This window comes from Azorhizobium sp. AG788, from assembly GCF_943371865.1.
Taxonomy (GTDB): Bacteria; Pseudomonadota; Alphaproteobacteria; order Rhizobiales; family Xanthobacteraceae; genus Azorhizobium.
The window spans coordinates 61,276-80,204 of the sequence record NZ_CALRWL010000025.1; the positions used below are offsets into that span (position 1 = coordinate 61,276).

Here is an 18,929-nt window from a genome sequence, read left to right on the forward strand (position 1 = left end):
GACGCTGACTAAAAGGTGGCTTGCTGCTCGACCACCGTGGGCGCAGCATCGACGCGGGCAAAGAACATGGTGACACGCACCCCGCCGCCGGGACGGGATTCCACCTTGATCTGGGCATTGGCATTCTCGCGGAGGGATTCGACGATCAGCGCGCCCAGTTTCCCGGTCTGAGGCCAGCGGCTGCCATGCGGAAGGCCGTTGCCGTCGTCGGCAACCACCACCTCGCAGCCGAGGTCGTCCACCAGAGAATGCAGCGTGATGGTGCCGCCCTCGCGCCCGGTGAAGGCGTGCTTCAGAGCGTTGGTCAGCAGTTCGTTCACCGCCAGCCCCGCCGGCATGGCAACGTTGATGGAGACCGGCCATGTATCCACCTTCAGGTCGAGGCGGATGCCTTCCACCGCATGCGCGCCCATCACCGCGGAAGCAATCTGGCTGAGATAGACCCCAAGGTCGATCACCTGGGCGTGGCCTTCCTCGGACAACGAGCGGTACAGCAACGCCAAGGCTTCAACCCGGCCCGCGAGCCGGTCGAAACGTTCGCTGACCATGTCATCGGGAAGATTGCGCGATTCCAGGCGGATCAGGGCGGTGATCATCTGGAGATTGTTCTTCACACGATGCTGAAGCTCCCGCAGCAGCGTGTCCTTCTCCCGGATGCGCTCCTGGAGTTCCTCCTCGTCATGACCGGCACGTCCGGTCTCGACCAGCGCCACGAGGCGGAAGATCGGCCGCCCCTTCTCGTCCTCAATGATATTGGACCAGGCATTGACCCCCACCTCCGCTCCGTCGCGGTCGATTGTGAAGGTTCCGAGGAAATCCTGATCGTTGGCGATGGCAGCGCCCAGTTCGCGCGCGTCGCCTTGCGCCTCCGCACGGCCGGGAAGGTCGGTCCACAATCGCCCCACCATCACCGACGCGGGCTGCCCGCTCAGGCGCTCGAACTCCAGATTGGCATACACGATGTGCTCGCTGGAGTGCAGTTCGGAGACTGCGATCGCCACCGGAACCTGATCCAGGAACTGCTTGAATCGATTGCTTTCCAACGCGCCGGCCAAGTCCTGGGTATCTAACAACCTCTCGACCTGTTCCGCGCCGTTCTTTTTCGCCGTCATGCTGCAATCACAGTCCCGATTTCCTTGACCGGATAGTAGCAGACGCGCCACTCCGAGAGAAATGCCTTATCTGCACTGCGCCCCGCCGGACGATGGATTGCGCGGAGCTTGGTCTTGGCCGCTTTTTGAGCGACCACACCCGCGAACACCATGGAAGGTTCGTGCCAGACCCTGGCACAACCGTCACGGGACCGAAACCTGCTTGGCAGCCCACCGCCTGCCTCTCGGTGCGCCATGGCGTCTTCCACCCGCCGACTCCGGATATATTTATCGTTCGATAAATAACCCTTGACAGCGCGGGCAACTCTGCCCACCGTCTGAGCCAAGGCGCGCCCATGCTGGCCCACGGGGTCTCGCACTTCCGCATCGGCCCATGGAGACGCGCGGCGCTGCGCCCACGCCGGGCGTGGCGGTGGGAGGACACGCCATGACCGTCTCATCACAAACAATCCCCACGCAGTCCGCATCCGACCGGATCCCCCCCGGCAGCCGACCGCGCGCCATTGTCATCGGCGGCTCCATGGCCGGGCTGTTCGTGGCGCTGCTGCTCCGCCGCGCCGGCTGGGACGCGGATGTCTTCGAGCGCATGGGCTCTGAACTGTCCTCCCGCGGCGCCGGGATCGTGACCCACGCGGAACTGTTCGACGTGCTCCAGCACGCCGGCATCAACACCGATGAGGCGCGGGTCGGCGTCCGGGTGGAGGGGCGCCGGGTGTTTGCGCGCGACGGTACGGTATCGGGCTCGCACCCCCTTGAGCAGGTACTGACCTCGTGGGGCCATCTCTACGGACTGTTGCGGCAGGCCATGCCCGCGGCCCACTACCATCACGGCCGAACGCTCACCCGCATCAGCGAAACCGCCACGGCCGTCACCGCCCATTTCAGCGACGGCAGCATCGAGACCGGCGATCTGCTGGTGGGCTGCGACGGCATTTTCTCCACCGTCCGCGCCCAGTTGGCACCGCAGTCCACGCCGGCCTATGCGGGCTATTTTGCGTGGCGCGGCCTGGTGGATGAGAGCGACCTCACGCCCGAAACCCGCGCGGCCCTGTGCGATCATTTCGCCTTTTCCCTGCCGCCCGGCGAGCAGATGCTCGGCTATCCGGTGGCCGGCGCCAACGAAGCGCTGGATCGGGGGCAGCGGCGCTTCAACTTCGTCTGGTATCGCCCGGCCCCGGTGGATGGCGTGCTGAAGGACCTGCTCACCGACAGTGACGGGATTTCGCACGCGCTTTCGATTCCTCCCAACAAGATCCGCCCGCAGGTCCTGGACCAGATGCGCGCCGATGCGAGAGACCTTCTGGCACCGCAGTTCGCCGAGGTGGTGACGCGCACCCATCAGCCATTTATCCAGGTGATTCAAGATCTTGAGACCCCCCGGATGCAACTCTCGCCGCGCACGGTGATCCTGGGTGATGCCGCCTTCGTGGCACGGCCGCATGTGGGCATGGGCGTCACCAAGGCGGCTGGCGATGCCGCCGCGCTGGTCCGGGCCCTGGCCCAACCGGCAGCGACACTGCCGCATGCCCTGGCCGCCTTCGCCCAGGCCCGCGAGCCGTTCGGGGCCGCCGTGGTGACGCGGGCGCGGCAATTGGGGGCCTATATGCAGGCCCAGTTGCTCACGCAGGAGGAGCGGGACATGGCGGAACGCCACCGTCACCCCGAGGCAATCATGGCGGAGACCGCGGTGGCGTGATGTCGAACCAATGGTCAGGATCGCGGGATGCCGCTACAAATAGGAACGTCGGCTTAAAGCGATAGAATAATTAGTTCTATAGATGTTGTTCGCTTCCAGTCGTAAGATGGGCACCTGCCGTTCCGACCACGCGGAGTTCAAATGTCCTCAGGATTGATCGCGCGCGCAACGCGGATTGCATCAGTGGCGGCCGGTGCGATGGCCCTGCTCACCGGCGTCGCGCACGCCGCGGACAAGGTCTTGATCGGCCTGGCTATTCCCCCGACCATCACCGATGGCGGCATCTATGCCATCGCCGATGAGATGGGCCTGTTCAAGGCCGAGAACATCGAGGTGGAGACCGTGGTGCTCCAGGGCGCCGGTGCCATCGTCCCGCAGGTTTTGCAGAAGAAAGTCACCTTCGGCTTCCCGCTGCCGGAGACGTTGCTCGCCGCCTACAAGACTGGGGAGCCGCCGCTGCCGCTGACCTATGTGTTCAACGCCAATCCGTACAATTCTCTGGAACTGGCGGTTCTGGCCTCGTCAAATATTCATAACATCAAGGACTTGAAGAACGGTAAAATCGGTGTCGGCGCACTGACCTGGGGCACCATCCCGCAGACCCGCGCCATCCTGCGCTCCGTGGGCCTCCAGCCCGGCACCGATGTGTCCATCGTGGCGGTGGGCGTGCTCGGCTCCGGCTTCCATGCCCTGCGCGAGGGCCGGGTGGAAGCACTGAACTTCAACAGCACCTGGAACGATCTGCTGGAGCTGGAAGGCACCAAAGTGCGGCGACTGCCCTACCCACCGGTCTTCGCCAATATGATCGTCAATGGATTTCTGACCCATCAGGATACAGTCAAAGACAATCCCGGCCTGATTGCCCGTTTCGGCCGCGCCTATGCTGAAGCGGTCATCGCCTGTGACGCCAATCCCAAGGCGTGTGTTGAAGCGTTCTGGAAGCGTACCCCCCAGGCCAAGCCCGCGGAGAATGTGGACAAGGCGCTGGCCGACAATGTGGAGATTCTCAAGCGCCGCCTCGCCTTGGTGGTCCGCGATGCCGCCGGCAAGGATCGGATTCCGGGCGCGTTCGATATGGACATCATCCGCGCTTATGTCACGGACATGCATAAATACGGTGAATTCACCACGTCCAACCTGCCGTTGGACGCCTATTTCACGAATCAATTTGTCACGGAATTTTCCAAGTTCGACCGTCCGGCCCTGATCGCCAAGGCCAAGGCCCTGCCGTGAGGCGGGCACGGGCGGGACGGGTTCCATGAGCGCCGATCCGGCGATGAGCCAGCCCTTGATACCTCCCGAGACACCGGGGCCGCGGCTGGTGATCGAGGATCTCGGCTTCCATTATGGCGGGCCGAACGGCCGCATGGTGCTGGAGCACCTGTCGCTGACCGTGGAGGATGGCGCCTTCGTCGCCGTGCTTGGGCCATCGGGCGGCGGCAAGTCCACCTTGCTGCGGCTGGTGGCCGGGCTGCTGCCGGCCAGCGCCGGGCACATCCGGCTGGATGGCCGGGCCATCACCGGCCCGCGGCCGGATATCGGCATGGTGTTCCAGAAGCCCACCTTGCTGCCCTGGCGCACGGTGCGGGACAATGTGCTGCTGCCCGCCGGCTTTGCCCGCGGCGCCGACGCCAGGACCCGGGCACAGGCGGACCGGCTGCTCGATCTGGTGGGCCTGTCGCAGGCGGCGAACGCCTATCCGTTCCAATTGTCCGGCGGCATGGCGCAAAGGGTGGGCATCGCCCGCATGCTGCTGCACGATCCCTCGCTGCTCATCCTGGATGAGCCGTTCGCGGCGCTGGACGCCATGACCCGCGAGGATCTGTCGCTCGAACTGCAGTCCATCTGGATGGAGGGGCGCAAGACCGCCCTGTTCGTCACCCACTCCATTCCCGAGGCGGTGATGCTGGCGGACCGGGTGGTGGTGGTGGCCGGGCGCCCCGCGCGCATCGTGGCGGACATCAAAGTCCCCCTGCCCCGTCCACGCACCATCGAGACCCTCTCGACCCCGGAATTCAACGCCCTCGCCTATGACCTGCGCCAGTTGTTCCGCAGCCTTGCGCAGCCGCAGTCAGCCCCTGCACCCGCCTTGGACACCCCGCAATGAACGCCCTCAAGAGCGCGCTTTACCCTCTGGTGACGCTGGCGGTGGTGATTGCGGTGTGGGCCTTCTTCACCCGCCCCGGCGCCGGGCTGCCGTCCTATCTGCTGCCGCCGCCGGCGGCGGTGTTTACCGCGCTCTATAACGGCTTGGTGGATGGCAGCTACTGGCCGCACATCCGCTATACCCTGACCTCCACCCTCACCGGCTATGTGATCGGCAGCGTGCTGGCGGTCATTGTCGGCGTCTTCATCGCCGAATCCGCCACGGTCGAGAAATTTGTCTTCCCGTTCATCGTCGCGGTGCAGTCCATGCCCAAGGTGGCGCTGGCCCCGCTGATCCTGGTGTGGTTCGGTTTCGGCCTTGCGTCCAAGATCGTGCTGGTGGCGCTGATCTGTTTCTTCCCGCTGCTGGTGAACACCATCGTCGGCATCCGCCGCGCCGATCCCGAACTGGTGGAAATGTGCCGCTCGTTCAATCGCTCGCGGGCCTTCATCTTCCTCAATGTGAAACTGCCCTCCGCCGCCAGTTCCATCTTCGCCGGCCTGCAGATCGGCATCGTTCTGGCGCTGATCGGCGCGGTGGTGGGCGAGTTCATCGCCGCCGAGCAGGGGGTGGGCTATCTCATCGGCTCGGCCACGGTGAACATGAGCACCAGCACCATGTTTGCCGGAGTGCTGATCCTGGCGGTCATCGGCATGGCGGGGTCCTCCCTCATGCGTTTCATTCAGCGCCGCGCCGTCTTTTGGGAAGGCGCCCGCGACGACCTGCCTTCGGGCGAAGTCTGATCAAGGTTTGAGCCTATGTCCTCCGCTTCTGCCCCCTCTCCGTTCGCTTCCGGTGTCGAACTCCTGGCCGCCCTGCGCAGCGGCGCCATCACCTCCCGCGCCCTGCTGGATCTGTATCTGGAGCGCATCGCCCGGTTCAATCCGCAGCTCAATGCGGTGATCCATCTGGAGGTGGAGGCGGCCCGAACCCGCGCCGACGAAGCCGATGCCGCCCAGGCCCGCGGCGAAAGCTGGGGGCCGCTGCACGGCCTGCCGCTGACGGTGAAGGAAAGCCATCACATCGCCGGCTGGCCCACCACCTGGGGCGATCCCGCCTTCGCCGATTTCCGGCCCGATGCCACCGGCGTGGCGGCACAGCGGCTCCTGGATGCGGGCGCCATCATCTTCGGCAAGACCAATGTGCCGATCAATCTGCTGGATTGGCAGAGCTACAATGCCATCCACGGCACCACGGAAAATCCATGGCGGGTGGGCTTCACACCCGGCGGCTCCTCCGGCGGCTCGGCGGCCGCGCTGGCGGCGGGGCTCACCTCGGTGGAACTGGGCACCGATGCGGGCGGCTCGGTGCGCATTCCCTCCCATTTCTGCGGCCTGTTCGGCCACCGGCCTTCGATTTATGTGGTGCCGCAGGCGGGCAATGAGCGCCCCGGCATCACCCTCGGCAATGAGGTGGCCACCCCCGGCCCCATGGCCCGCTCCGCCCGCGATCTGGAACTGCTGCTGGATGTGCTCGCCGGCCCCACCGGGCCCGAGGCCACCGCCTGGCGCCTCACCTTGCCCGCGCCGCGCGCGACGGAATTGACCCGGTTCCGCGTCGCCATCCTCTACAGCGCCGAAATCGCCGTGGTGGACGACGCCTATGTGGAGCGCCTGCGCGGCCTGACGCAGAAGCTCCGCGATGCGGGCGTCGCCGTGGACGAGACCGCGCGGCCGGCCTTCGACTTCACCGAGCAGCATCATGTGCTGATCCAGGTGCTGCGCGGCGCCTCCAGCAGCCGGGCGACGCCGGCGGCGGTGGAGGCCGCCGAAGCACTGCTGCGCACCAAGGCGGCGGATGATCTTTCCTACGTCACCGATGCGGCGCGCGCCATGCTGCAGAGCCACCGGACGTGGCTGGGCATTCAGGAGCGCCGCGCCGCCATCCAGCGCGCGTGGGCGGAGTTCTTCACCCGCTATGACGTGCTCCTCGCCCCCGCCAGCACCACCGCCGCCTTCCCCATCGACGAGGCCGGCACCCGCGACACCCGCACGCTGAGCGTCAACAACCGGCGGGCGGACTATAATGACCAATTGTTCTGGGCCGGCCTTGCCACCTTGCCCGGCCTGCCGGCCAGCGTGGCGCCCATCGGCCACACCCGCGACGGCCTGCCGGCCGGGGTGCAGATCATCGGCCCCTATCTGGAAGACCGCACGCCTTTAGCCTTCGCCGCGGCGCTGGAAGACCTCTATGGCTTCCGCGTGCCGCCGGGTTTCGAGTGAGAGGAATTGAGCGCGCGGTCAGCAGCATGATCCGTCTCTGCGCTTAGACGCATTTCTGCGCACGCCCCGCCCCCCTCCCCCCTTGCGGGGGAGGGACAGCGAACGGATGCGGCGCACAGCGCCTTGCAAGCCTTCAGCTTCGTCATGGCTGGGCTTGACCCGGCCATCCACGTCGTGCCGACGAGGCGAGCATGGGAATCAAGCGCGAAGCCAATGCCCGTGGATGCCCGGGTCAAGCCCAGACATGACGAGCAAACAGGCAATCCGCGCCTGATCTACTACCCAGTTCCATATGCAATGCCGCTGCCCTCAAGGGGAGGGTTCCAGCGGCGCGCCTCCGGACCGCGAACGGCGACGCCCTCACGTCACACCATCAGGCCGCGAGCCGTGACCGGCCACAGGCATTCCACCCGACCCTTGCGCACGCCCACATACCAGTCGTAGCGGTCCACCGTGGGGTCGCAATGGCCGGGGATCAGGCGCAGCTTCTCGCCGAGGACCGGCAAGGGGCCGTCGCGGGCCTCCAGCACGCCGTGCTCGTCGGAGGCGCCCACATAGGCCAGCTCGGGACGCTCAAACACCTGCGGATAGCCGCTGTCGGTGGGAGCAGCCTTGTGGCCCGCATCCACCACCGCGCGGCCGCTGCCGGTGGGCGCGCTCATCACCTGGGCCAGCACGAACAGCGCGTGGCGGAACGGCGGCGGCTCGACATTGCGGGCGTAGTCCGCATCCATGAAGATGTAGGAACCGGCCTGGATCTCAGTCCACAGGCCGCTGGCCGCCTCCAAGGCGAAGGTGCCGGTGCCGCCGCCGCCGACGATCGGGCAATGCAGGCCGCGCCGGCGCAGATCGTCCAGCGTGCGCTCCACGCAGGTGCCGGCATAAGCGATGGCCAGACGCCGCTCCTCCGGCTGGCGCTTGTGCTGGGCACTGCCGAAATAGGCCTGGAGGCCGCCAAAACTCAGATGCTTGGATGAGGCGATGCGGGCCGCCAGTTCACCGGCGGGGGCGCCGGGCTCCAGGCCGCAGCGCTTGGCGCCCACCTCGATCTCCACCAGCACCGACAGGCGGATGCCGGCGGCTTCCGCCGCCGCCTCCAGCGCCGGAAGCGCTGCGGAATCATCGGCGCACACGGCGATGCGGGCGATGCGGGACAAAGCCGCCAGGCGCGCCAGCTTCTGCGGCGCGATCACTTCATTGCTGACCAGAAGATCATCAATGCCGGCGCGGGCCAGCGCCTCGGCCTCGCCCACCTTCTGCACGCATTGGCCGATGGCGCCGCGCTCCATCTGCAGGCGGGCGATGACGGCGCTCTTGTGGGTCTTGGCATGGGCGCGCAGACGGGCGCCGGTGGGCGCCAGGCGCTGGGCCATGGTGTCCAGATTGGCCTCGAAGGCATCCAGATCCAGGATCAGGGCCGGGGTATCGACCTCATCCTCGCGCATGCCGGGTTCGGCGGGGGGCAGTTGCAGCGGCATCGGGAGGGCTCCAGGGAGAGGCCGCAGGGTCATCACCGGGTGCGGGCGGGCCCGGATGCGCGCCGCGCCGGAAGATCCGGCGCGGCCGTCTTGGACGCGTGTGCTCAGGCGGCGATGGGCAGGGCCCGCGCATCCACCTTGGCGAGACGCGCCAGCAGATAATCCACTTCGGCGCGGGCGGTGGCGGACAGAGCGGAGCCGGGCTTGCGCTGGGCGTCGGAGGCGATGAAGCCGCGCTTCATCAGCACGTACTTGCGCACCGCCAGGCCCACGCCCTGCTGCTGCTCATAACGCAGCAGCGGCAGATGGGCATCGAACAGATCGTGGGCCGCCTCGCGCTGGCCGGCCTTCTGCAGGCGCACCACATCCGCCAGCATTTCCGGGAAGGCGTAGCCGGTCATGGCACCGTCGGCGCCGCGCTCCATCTCGAAATCCAGGAACATGCCGCCATTGCCGGTGAGGATGGAGATCGGCCGCAGCGTGCCTTCCTTCTGGAAACTGCGCAGGGTGGTGATCTTTTCCAGGCCGGGCCAATCCTCATGCTTCAGCATCACGCAGGAGGGGTGCTCCTCGACGATCTGGCGGATCACCTTGGGGGTCATCTGCACCGAGAGCGTGAGCGGATAGTCCTGGATCACGAACGGAATGTCGGTGCCGATGGCCTCGATGGCCTGACGGTAATAGGTCAGGATCTGGTCGTCGGTGCGCAGGCTCGGCACCGGGGCGATCATCACGCCCGCCGCGCCCTTGTCCATCACCGAGCGCGACAGCGCCCGCATGGCGGCAAAGCCCGGCGCGGAGACGCCCACGATCACCGGCAGGCCGGCCATGCCCTTCACGAAGCGGGAGGCGATGGCCAGGCTCTCGTCCGGCTCCAGCTTGGGCGCCTCGCCCATGATGCCGAGCACGGTGACGCCGGTGGCGCCGGCGGCCACATAGCGCTCCATCAGCGTATCGACGGAGGATTCATCAATGCGCCCGTCCGCATGGAACGGCGTCGGCGCGATCGGGAACAGGCCGGCGGCATCGGCGGTCAGGCGCATGGGAAGCTCCAGGTCATCAGGACAGGGTTTCAGGACAAAACGGCACGGATGCCGCGGGATTTGTGCTGGAAGTGGACGATCTTGCGGCCGGGATCAAGCCGTATCTCGCCCGCTCAGGCCGCCACCGGCGGGACCGAGGCCATCTCCTCCAGGAACCGGTAGAGGCGGGCGTGGTCCGCATGGGTAACGTTGAAGCGCATGAAGGTGGTGGCCTTCTGGTCGGCGCAGAACAAGGAGCCCGGCGCCAGCATGATGCCCTGCTCCAACGCGCGGCGGGCGACCTCGCCCATGTCGGTGGCACCCTTGAAGCCGGCCCACACGAACATGCCGCCGGACGGGCGGTGGAAGATGTCGAGCCCGGCGGAGGCGAGGCTGTCGCAGACGGATTTCTGCGCCGCCGCCAGCTTGTCGCGCAATCGGGCGAGGTGCAGGCGATGGTGGCCGTCCACCAGGATGGTGTGCACCAGTTGCTCGGTGACTTCCGAACTGGTGAGGCCACCGGAGAGTTTCAGATAGAGCATCCGCTCCACCAGATCGCGCCCCGCCACCAGATAGCCCACCCGCAGGCTGGGGGAGACGGTCTTGGAGAAGGAGCCCACATAGAGCACCCGGCGAAACTGATCGAGACTGGCGATATTTGGCACCTGGTCCGGGGCCATGCCGGCGAAGATGTCGTCCTCGACGATGTGGAAGTCGAACTCCTCCGCCACCCGCAATACCCGGTAGATCACCGCAGGCGAGCAGCCGGTACCGGTGGGATTGTGCAGGATGGTATTGGTGAAGAACACCCGCGGCCGGTGCCGCTCCGCCAGCTGGCGCAGCGCCTCCACATTCGGCCCCTGGGTGGTGCGCTCAATGCCCACGACCCGCACCCCCAGGGCGCGCAAGGTGGGAAACAGGTTGCAATAACCCGGATCATCCACGAACGCCGTGTCGCCCGCCTGCAACAGGCCGCGCGCCGCCAGATCCAGCGCCTGGCTGGCGCCGTGGGTGAGGATGATGTTGTCCGGCTCGCAATCGATCGCCCGCTGGGCCAGCAGCATCTGGATGGAGCGGCGCAGCGGCGCATAGCCGTGCGGATTGCCATAGCGCGACACCGCCGAGGCCGGCCGCTTGGCCAGCGCCGCCAAGGCATGGCGCAGGCCGTCGGTGAACAGATGGCTCTCGGGCAGCCAGCCGGCGCCCACCTTCAGCAGCGCGGGATCGTCCTCATAGACCCGCTGCAGCAGCCAGAGCGCATCGATGGACACCGCCGGGGCGAAGCGGCGGGGCGGCTCGCGGGTGGTCTTGCGGGCGGCCACATAATAGCCGCTGGCGCGGCGCGCCTCCAGATAGCCCTCCGCCACCAGGCGGTTATAGGCATTGGAGACGGTGAGGGTGCTCACCTCGCACTGCGCCGCCAGCACCCGCACCGAGGGCAGGCGGGTGCCCGGACGCAGCACGCCCTCGGCGATGCGCGCCGTGACGGCGGCAACGATCTGGCTGACCAGAGGCACCTTGCCGGAGGTATCCAACGTGATCGCAAGCATGGATAGACCGGCCCCACCGCCGCAAGCTGAAATCCAACTGCCTATGGACATTCCATCGGCCACACCGCACCCGCAGCGCCGTCCGGCAGCCCATGAGTCTCCGCCGCCAATGGATCCCAGAGTTCAGATCCGGTCAAGACATCAACCGCTGTATCGGTGCCGCGACCACTACAGCTCCGAGCACGGAGTGTCGATCTGTATATATACAAATCAGCCCGCCGGCTTATGCTGTCTGCTTGGTATTCAGGCTTGGCGCGCATTCGTGCACAGCCGGCTCCGGGAGACAATGATGGATCAGGTGACCGATAAGAACGGGCTCGCCCGGCAGCTCAATGTGGACCCCTATTGGGCGCCCTTCACCTCGAACCGGCGCTTCAAGGCCGACCCCACCGACCGCACCCTGGTGTCGGCGGAAGGCGCCTATTTCACCAATGCCAATGGCGTGCGTCTGTTCGACGGCTCATCCGGCCTGTGGTGCACGCCGCTGGGCCACTCCCATCCGCGGATCGTGGATGCCATCACCCGCCAGGTGCGCACGCTGGATTACGCCCCCTCGTTCCAGGTGGCGAGCCCGACCACCGTGCAACTGGCCGAGCGCATCGCCGACATGGCGCCCGCCGATCTCAACCGGGTATTCTTCTGCAATTCCGGTTCCGAAGCCATGGACACCGCGATGAAGATCGCGCTGGGCTATCATCGCCTGACCGGCAATGCGTCGCGCACCCGCTTCATCGGCCGCGAGAAGGGCTATCACGGCGTCGGCTTCGGCGGCATGTCGGTGGGCGGCATCGTCTCCAACCGCAAGATGTTCGCCGCCGGCATGGTGCAGGGCGTGGACCACATGCGCCACACCCACGATCTCAAGGAAATGGCCTTCTCCAAGGGCCAGCCCGCCTGGGGCGCGCATCTGGCGGAAGACCTGGAGCGCCTGGTGGCGCTGCATGATGCCTCCACCATCGCCGCCGTCATCGTCGAGCCCATGTCCGGTTCCGCCGGCGTGATCGTGCCGCCCATGGGCTATCTGGAGCGCCTGCGCGAAATTTGCACCAAGCACGGCATCCTGCTGATCTTCGACGAAGTCATCACCGGCTTCGGCCGCACCGGCTATGCCTTCGCCGCCGAGCGCCTGGGCATCGTGCCGGACATGATCACCTTCGCCAAGGCGATCACCAACGGCATCATCCCCATGGGCGGCGTGATCGCGCGCCAGGAGATCTATGACGCCTTCATGAGCGGCCCGCCCGCCGCCATCGAGTTCTGCCACGGCTATACCTATTCCGGCCACCCCATGGCCGCCGCCGCCGCCCACGCCTCCCTCGACGTCTATGAGGAAGAGGATCTGTTCGGCCGCGTGCGCGCTTTGGAGCCGCTGATGGAAGAAGAGTTCCACAGCCTGCGCGGCGAGCCCGGCGTGGTGGACATCCGCAACTTCGGCCTCACCGCCGCGGTGGAACTGGAGCCCTATCCCGATGCGCCGGGCATGCGCGCCCTGAAGGTGTTCGAGCAGGGCCTGAAGGACGGCCTCTACATGCGCTACACTGGCGAGAGCCTGGCCTTCTCGCCGCCCTTCATCTCCACCGAGCAGGAGATCAAGGACATGGTGGCCCTCCTGCGCAGCCTGATCCGCAAGGCCGCCTGACGCGACGAGCGCCCGGGCGCCGCAGCCCCCAGGCACCGGCGCGCGGCACCACCGGAAAACCCTCTGCCGGGTGACGCAGCCATTGGCGGCCGCGCCCGGCAGATCCATTGATTCATGACCGATCTGCCCGCCTGCGGCCCACCGCCTGGGCGCAGCGCCGAAGACCCAGGTCTCCCGGCCCAGGTCCCTCGGCTTAAGTCCCATTGCCGCGCTGTGCGGGCGGCACCATGCTGCGGCAGTCCTCAGGACTGCACCGCCAAAGGATTTCCCCATGAAGGTCGTCGTACTGGGCTCGGGCGTCATCGGGGTGGCCTGCGCCTATTATCTCGCGCAGGACGGCCATGAGGTCACAGTGATCGACCGCCAGCCCGGCCCCGCCCTGGAGACCAGCTTCGCCAATGCCGGCGAGGTCTCGCCCGGCTATTCGGCGCCTTGGGCGGCGCCCGGCCTGGTGCTGAAGGCGGTCAAATGGATGCTGATGCCGCACAGCCCGCTGGTGGTGCGCCCCCGGATCGATCCGGCCATGTGGCTGTGGGGCATGCAGTTGCTGGCCAATTGCACCGAGGCCCGCTACGCGCGCAACAAGAGCCGCATGGTGCGGCTGGCGGAATACAGCCGCGACTGCCTGGACGCCCTGCGCCAGCGCACCCGCATCTCCTATGACGAGCGCACCCAGGGCACCCTGGACATGTTCCGCACCCAAGCGCAGGTGGACCATGCCGCCGCAGACATCGCCGTGCTGGAGCGCTCCGGCGTGCGCTATGAAATGCTCGATCGCGACGGCTGCATTCGGGTGGAACCGGCTTTGGCGCGGGTGCGCGAGAAGGTGGCCGGCGGCCTGCTGCTGCCCGGCGACGAAACCGGCGACTGCTTCAAATTCACCAACCGCCTCGCAGAGATGGCGGCCGAAAGCGGCGTGACCTTCTCCTATGGCCGCACCATCAAGGCCCTGACCTTCGACGGCAAGCACATCACCGGGGTCGAAACCGACCAGGGCCCCGTGCGCGCGGACGCCTATGTGTTGGCGCTGGGCAGCTATTCCCCCGCCCTTCTAAAGCCGCTGGGCGTCAGCGTGCCGGTCTATCCGGTAAAGGGCTATTCCCTGACCATTCCCATCACCGATGCCTCCGGCGCGCCGGAATCCACGGTGATGGACGAGACCCACAAGGTGGCGGTCACGCGCCTGGGCGATCGCATCCGGGTGGGCGGCACGGCGGAACTGGCGGGCTTCGATCTCACCTTGCGCGAGAAGCGGCGCCAGACCCTGGAGCATGTGGTCACCGACCTGTTCCCCGCGGGCGGCAAGGTCGCGGACGCCACCTTCTGGTGCGGCCTGCGGCCCAACACCCCCGATGGCCCGCCGATACTGGGGCCGTGCGGCTATGACAATCTGCATCTGGCCACCGGCCACGGCACCCTGGGCTGGACCATGGGCGCCGGCACCGGCCGGGTGGTGGCAGATCTGGTGTCCGGCCGCGCGCCGGAGATCGACATGGAAGGCCTGACCATCGCCCGCTACGCCTGAGGCCGACGGGCAGACCGCCCACGGCATGTCGTCGGGATCGGCTCAAGCCCCCTTCGGGCTTGAGCGAGGAATGCGCGTTCCGGTTCAAGCCGCGTCCGCTCAAGGCGCCACGCGGCTCATGCCGCGGCCGGCATAGATCTCGGCCCATTTCGCCAGTCGCACGAACGGCAGGCTGATGACCAGATAGATGGCCGCCACCAGCAGGCCGGTGCCGAAATAGTCGGAATAAGTCACGGAGATCTGCTGGTAGGTCTTGGTCAATTCCAGCAGCGGCAGCACGCTGACCAGCGAGGAATCCTTGATCAGCGAGACGAAGTTCCGGGCGGTAGGCGGCAGAACGATGCGCGCCGCCTGCGGCAGGATGACATTCCGCAGCGCCTGGAACTCGGTCATGTTCAGGACGATGGCCGCTTCCATCTGGTCGCGCGGAATGGCGCGCAGACCGGCGCGGATATTCTCCGCCATCCAGGCCGCATAGCTCAGCCCTAGCGCCAGCACACCCGCCACCAGCGGGTCCAGTTGAAGCCCGACTGTCGGCAGGCCGTAATAGATGAACAGCACCACGATCAGCAGCGGAATGCCGCGCATGCCATCCACATAGGCCCGTGCGGCCCGCCCCAGAACCGGGCCGCCGTAGACCCGCGTGACCGCCAGCACCGCGCCCAGCACCATGGCCGCCACCATGGCCAGGAGCGAGACCTCCAACGTCCTGATTACGCCGCGGACGATCTGCGGCAGGAAGCGCACATAGCGCTCCACCTCGGAGACGAAGGTGCGCGGCGTGGAGGCTTCCACATAATGCTCATAGGCGGAGGGCTCCGCCTGCATGGGGCGCTTGTCGTCCACCTCCTGCGCCATCATCGGCGTCCACAGCGCCCAGCGATCCAGGATCCGGCGCAGGGAGCCGTCCTGGCTCATGGCATAGATGGCGGTGTTGAGCGCCCCGTACAGTTCCGGATGGGTGCCGCGCTTCAGCGCGATGGCATATTGGATGCGGCCGATGGGATCGCCGGTGAATTGCAGCGCCCGGTCCGGCCGCGCCTGATAGACCGCGATCGGGAAATCCACCACGGTGGCATCGATCTCGCCGCGCTTGAGATCGGCGAAGACTTCCGTTGCGGTGTCATAGGTCTTCAGGACGATATCGGGGCTGCGGGAGAGGATTTCGGCGATCTGGCTCGCCTTCAGCGTCCCGACCGTCTTGTCCTTGAGCCCCTTCAGCCCAGCAATGGCCGGGTCGCCACGCCGGATCACGATCTGGCCGAAGGTGGTGTAATAGGGAATGGAGAAGTTCACCGTCGGCGCCGCCGTGTCGGGCGTGATCGCTGGCGCGGTGACGGCCAGTTCATACAGCTCCGTGCCGAGACCCGCGATCAGCATATCGAACCGGTTCTGCACGAAAATCGGCATGCCGCCGAGCCGCGGCGCCAACTGCGCCATGATGTCCACTTCCAGACCGACGGTGCGGCTGGGATTGGCGGGATCCTTGAAGATGAACGGCGCACCGGCGGCACTATCGCCGCCATAGCGCAGGATGCGCGGCACCGTGGTGATGGCCGGGTCCGGCGCCTGGGCGCGGGTGGCAAAGAAGCTGAACGACGACCAATCCAGGGCGCGGGCGGTGTCGGCGCCCCCCAGGAAACCGGCAAGAACGAGAAGGCCCGCAATGACAGAACGCATAACATCCACCTGAAAACAGCTGAAAAAATCAGGCAAAGCGGCCCAGGAATGTCTGGGTCCGAGGATCCTTCGGCCCGCCGGCCCCCTCGTCCTTGACCAGCACTTCGACGATCTCGCCGTCTTCCATGTACAGCGTGCGGTCGCAGGCCTCGCGCGCGAAGCCGATCTCGTCGGTCACCACGATCTGCGTCAGCCCCTCGCCGCCCAGCCCCTTCATCACGTCGAGCACCTCGTCCACCAAGGCCTGCTCCAGCGCGGCGGTGGGTGCGTCGTAAAGCATCACCTTGGGCGCCAGGGCCAGCGCGCGGGCGATGGCGCCGCGCTGCTGCTGGCCGCCGGAAAGATCAATGGGATAGCGGTCCATCTCCCCGGCGAGGCCGACCTTCTCCAGCACGCGCTCGGCGATGGCCGCGGCCTCGTCGCGCGGGGCATTGCGCACCACCATGGGGGCCATCATCACGTTCTGCAGCAAGGTCTTGTGCGGGAACAGATTGTTCCCCTGCAACACCATGCCGACGTTCTGGCGCAACTGACGGGCGGTCTCCTTGGTGGGCGCGGGCGCGCCCGGCTCGCGGGCCATCTTCACGCCGAAGATCTCGATGCTGCCGGAATCCAAGGGTTCAAGGCCGTTCAGGCAGCGCAGCAAGGTGGACTTGCCGCAGCCGGCCGGGCCGATGATGGCGGCGAGGTCGCCGGTTCCGATCTGGAAGCTGACGCCTTTGACGATCGGCGTGGTGTCGAACGCCTTGGTTATGTCCTGCGCCCGCACGATTGGCTGCATCACGTCGTCTCCCAACGGCGCGCGGCGGCGCCGATGGTGGGACTAGCGGCGGGCCATGACATTACGGTGAAGTTCGCGGTCCCAGTCGCCTCCCTTCGGTCATATGTCACACAACCGCAAATCTTACCTAGCGTGACCACAACCGTTGCGTACATAAGCCGAATTCTGCACTGCAGCATGCAAGCTTGGGCACAGCTTTAGGTGGGCAACTCCTCGAATGTAAACTCGGGGGAAGCAATGCAATTGTCCATTCGTACAACCTTGATAGCACTTTTTTGCACCATCAGTGCTTTGCTGGCGGTGGTTTGCGGCACCTCATTGATTGGCGCCTACGGTCGCTATGCCGCCGCGAATGCCGCATCGGACTATGCGGATATCGACTACAACCTGTTCCAGGTGCTGACCGCCTATCGGCTGGAACGCTCCGACAGCAATTCCGCGCTGCAGGCCCCGTCCGACAAGCTGCCTGCGCTGCTGACCAGCCTCGCCGCGCGACGGACCAAGGTCGATGCCGGCATGACCGCGGCCATCGAAAGCCTGAGCAAACTTGGCACGCCGAAGGCGGTAGCACTGGCGCCGGAACTGCGGACCACCTACCAGGGCATCAAGGCGCAGCGCGCGGATGTGGATGCGGTGCTCAAGGGCACCGGCAATACCATTGATACCAAGCTGGCGGCGCGGGTGATGGCCGAAGGCGAGCCCTTCATCAAGCAGATCGACGCCGCCACCCAGACGGTGGAACATCAGATCCGCACACTCCAGCCCGGCCTCCTGCGCTTCCTGGTGGTGCGCGTCGCCACAGGCGCTGCCCGTACGGCCGCCGGCAACTCGGCGCTCGCCATCAGCAGCGCCATTCGCCAGCAGAAGCCCTTCACGGCGCAAGACGCCATCACCTTGTCCAACGATGACGCCCGCACCGCCCTCGCCTTCAATGAAGTGCGCGAGATGGTGAACGTCGATGAGACACCCGCCGCCCTCAAGGCCGCCGTGGCCAAGGCCCAGGACAACTATTTCTCCGGCCCCTTCAAGACGCTGCGGGACCAGGCCGTGTCGACGCTGAGCGCAGGCAAGCTGCCGTCCACGAGCCTGGAGGAGTGGCGCGGCCAAGTGGTTCCCATGCTGGATATCGTCGCCGACGTCGGCCTGGCGGCGATGGTCGAGCTCAATGCGGCGGCCGATCTGACCGCCAGCGAAGCCCGCAGTTCCCTGATCCTCTACGCCGCCCTGCTCACGCTCGCCGTCGTCATCGCCGGCTTCAGCCTGGTGGTGGTGGTGCGTCGGGTGACCCGGCCCATTTCCGGCCTGACCGCGAGCATGGAAACCCTCGCCGGCGGCAAGCTGGATGTGGACATTCCCGGCATCGGCCGCAATGACGAAGTGGGCGCCATGGCCAAAGCGGTGCTCATCTTCAAGGAGGAAATGACCCGCAATGCCGCCCTGGAACGGGATGCGGCCGAAACCCGCCAACGCTCAGAAGCCGAACGGCGCAAGGGCATGATGACCCTCGCCAACGACTTCGAGCGTGCGGTGGGCTCCATCATCGGCAGCGTCGCTTCCGCCTCGAGCCAGCTGCACACCACCGCCCAGGGCATGAGCGAGGCCGCCCGCAAGACCTCCTCACAATCCACGGCGGTGGCGGCGGCGGCCGAGGAAGCCTCCACCAATGTGGTCATGGTCGCCTCATCCGCCGAGGAACTGGGCTCGTCCGTGACCGAGATCGCCCGCCAGGTGGAACAGTCCGCCCAGATGTCGGCGAATGCGGTGGCGGAAGCGGCGAAGACCGGCGAAGTCATCCGCGAACTGGCCCAGGCGGCCGCCCGCATCGGCGACTTCATCGGCCTCATCTCCAACATTGCCTCGCAGACCAATCTGCTGGCCCTCAATGCCACCATCGAAGCCGCCCGCGCCGGCGATGCCGGCAAGGGCTTCGCGGTGGTCGCCTCCGAGGTCAAGGCCCTGGCCACCCAGACCGCCAAGGCCACCGAGGAGATCGAGAGCCAGATCAGCGCCATCCAGTCCACCACCCAGCAGGCGGTGGCGGTGATCGAAGGCGTCGGCGCCCAGATCCGCCAGATGAG

At 66.6% G+C, this 18,929-nt stretch carries 15 protein-coding genes; 8 read left to right on the forward strand and 7 right to left on the reverse strand.

From position 1 onward, the window contains the following. Nucleotides 1-8: 8 nt before the first annotated feature. Nucleotides 9-1,112: a histidine kinase dimerization/phosphoacceptor domain -containing protein gene (locus AAG816_RS15530; protein ID WP_341990558.1), complete on the reverse strand. Its 1,104-nt coding sequence runs from the start codon at nt 1,110-1,112 to the stop codon at nt 9-11. After that, a complete protein-coding gene (locus tag AAG816_RS15535) occupies nt 1,109-1,264 on the reverse strand; it encodes a hypothetical protein (RefSeq protein ID WP_341990559.1) in 156 nt (51 codons plus the stop codon). The genes AAG816_RS15530 and AAG816_RS15535 overlap by 4 nt, the downstream gene beginning before the upstream one ends. A 275-nt stretch (nt 1,265-1,539) precedes the next feature. Here AAG816_RS15535 and AAG816_RS15540 point away from each other — a divergent pair, with 275 nt between their 5' ends. The 5 genes from AAG816_RS15540 to AAG816_RS15560 all read left to right on the forward strand — a co-directional run bounded on the left by AAG816_RS15540 (nt 1,540) and on the right by AAG816_RS15560 (nt 7,176). Continuing rightward, nucleotides 1,540-2,808, forward strand: coding sequence for an FAD binding domain-containing protein (locus AAG816_RS15540; RefSeq protein WP_341990560.1), 1,269 nt, complete (start codon nt 1,540-1,542; stop codon nt 2,806-2,808). 198 nt (nt 2,809-3,006) lie between these two features. After that, entirely contained in the window at nt 3,007-4,041 is a 1,035-nt protein-coding gene (locus tag AAG816_RS15545; RefSeq protein WP_341990561.1) for an ABC transporter substrate-binding protein, read from the forward strand. A gap of 25 nt (nt 4,042-4,066) precedes the next feature. Beyond that, nucleotides 4,067-4,915 carry an ABC transporter ATP-binding protein gene (locus AAG816_RS15550; protein ID WP_341990562.1) on the forward strand — a complete coding sequence of 283 codons (849 nt, stop codon included), beginning with the start codon at nt 4,067-4,069 and terminating at the stop codon, nt 4,913-4,915. Beyond that, a complete protein-coding gene (locus tag AAG816_RS15555; RefSeq protein ID WP_341990563.1) occupies nt 4,912-5,697 on the forward strand; it encodes an ABC transporter permease in 786 nt (261 codons plus the stop codon). Before AAG816_RS15550 ends, AAG816_RS15555 begins: the two co-directional genes overlap by 4 nt. A 15-nt stretch (nt 5,698-5,712) precedes the next feature. After that, nucleotides 5,713-7,176 (forward strand): amidase, encoded by a 1,464-nt coding sequence (locus AAG816_RS15560; protein WP_341990564.1) that lies wholly within the window; start codon nt 5,713-5,715, stop codon nt 7,174-7,176. 365 nt (nt 7,177-7,541) lie between these two features. Here the strand turns inward: AAG816_RS15560 and AAG816_RS15565 are convergent, their stop codons facing one another. The 3 genes from AAG816_RS15565 to AAG816_RS15575 form a co-directional block, all read right to left on the reverse strand. Continuing rightward, the gene (locus AAG816_RS15565) at nt 7,542-8,654 is read right to left on the reverse strand and encodes a DSD1 family PLP-dependent enzyme (protein WP_341990565.1); all 1,113 of its coding nucleotides are present in this window, start codon (nt 8,652-8,654) and stop codon (nt 7,542-7,544) included. A gap of 104 nt (nt 8,655-8,758) precedes the next feature. Next, nucleotides 8,759-9,697, reverse strand: a complete 939-nt coding sequence (locus AAG816_RS15570; protein WP_341990566.1) for a dihydrodipicolinate synthase family protein — start codon at nt 9,695-9,697, stop codon at nt 8,759-8,761. A gap of 113 nt (nt 9,698-9,810) precedes the next feature. Then, nucleotides 9,811-11,226: a PLP-dependent aminotransferase family protein gene (locus AAG816_RS15575; protein WP_341990567.1), complete on the reverse strand. Its 1,416-nt coding sequence runs from the start codon at nt 11,224-11,226 to the stop codon at nt 9,811-9,813. A 289-nt stretch (nt 11,227-11,515) separates the two neighbouring features. Between AAG816_RS15575 and AAG816_RS15580 the strand changes: the two genes are divergently transcribed. Further along, entirely contained in the window at nt 11,516-12,865 is a 1,350-nt protein-coding gene (locus tag AAG816_RS15580; RefSeq protein ID WP_341990568.1) for an aspartate aminotransferase family protein, read from the forward strand. Between the two features lie 271 nt (nt 12,866-13,136). Beyond that, nucleotides 13,137-14,390: a D-amino acid dehydrogenase gene (locus AAG816_RS15585; protein WP_341990569.1), complete on the forward strand. Its 1,254-nt coding sequence runs from the start codon at nt 13,137-13,139 to the stop codon at nt 14,388-14,390. A 99-nt stretch (nt 14,391-14,489) separates the two neighbouring features. Here AAG816_RS15585 and AAG816_RS15590 read toward each other — a convergent pair whose 3' ends face one another. Both AAG816_RS15590 and AAG816_RS15595 read right to left on the reverse strand, forming a co-directional pair. Beyond that, the gene (locus AAG816_RS15590) at nt 14,490-16,070 is read right to left on the reverse strand and encodes an ABC transporter substrate-binding protein/permease (RefSeq protein ID WP_341990570.1); all 1,581 of its coding nucleotides are present in this window, start codon (nt 16,068-16,070) and stop codon (nt 14,490-14,492) included. Between the two features lie 28 nt (nt 16,071-16,098). Continuing rightward, nucleotides 16,099-16,851: an amino acid ABC transporter ATP-binding protein gene (locus AAG816_RS15595; protein ID WP_341990576.1), complete on the reverse strand. Its 753-nt coding sequence runs from the start codon at nt 16,849-16,851 to the stop codon at nt 16,099-16,101. A 243-nt stretch (nt 16,852-17,094) separates the two neighbouring features. Between AAG816_RS15595 and AAG816_RS15600 the strand changes: the two genes are divergently transcribed. Then, nucleotides 17,095-18,929: HAMP domain-containing methyl-accepting chemotaxis protein (locus AAG816_RS15600; RefSeq protein ID WP_341990571.1), on the forward strand; the 1,835-nt coding region annotated here is incomplete at its 3' end.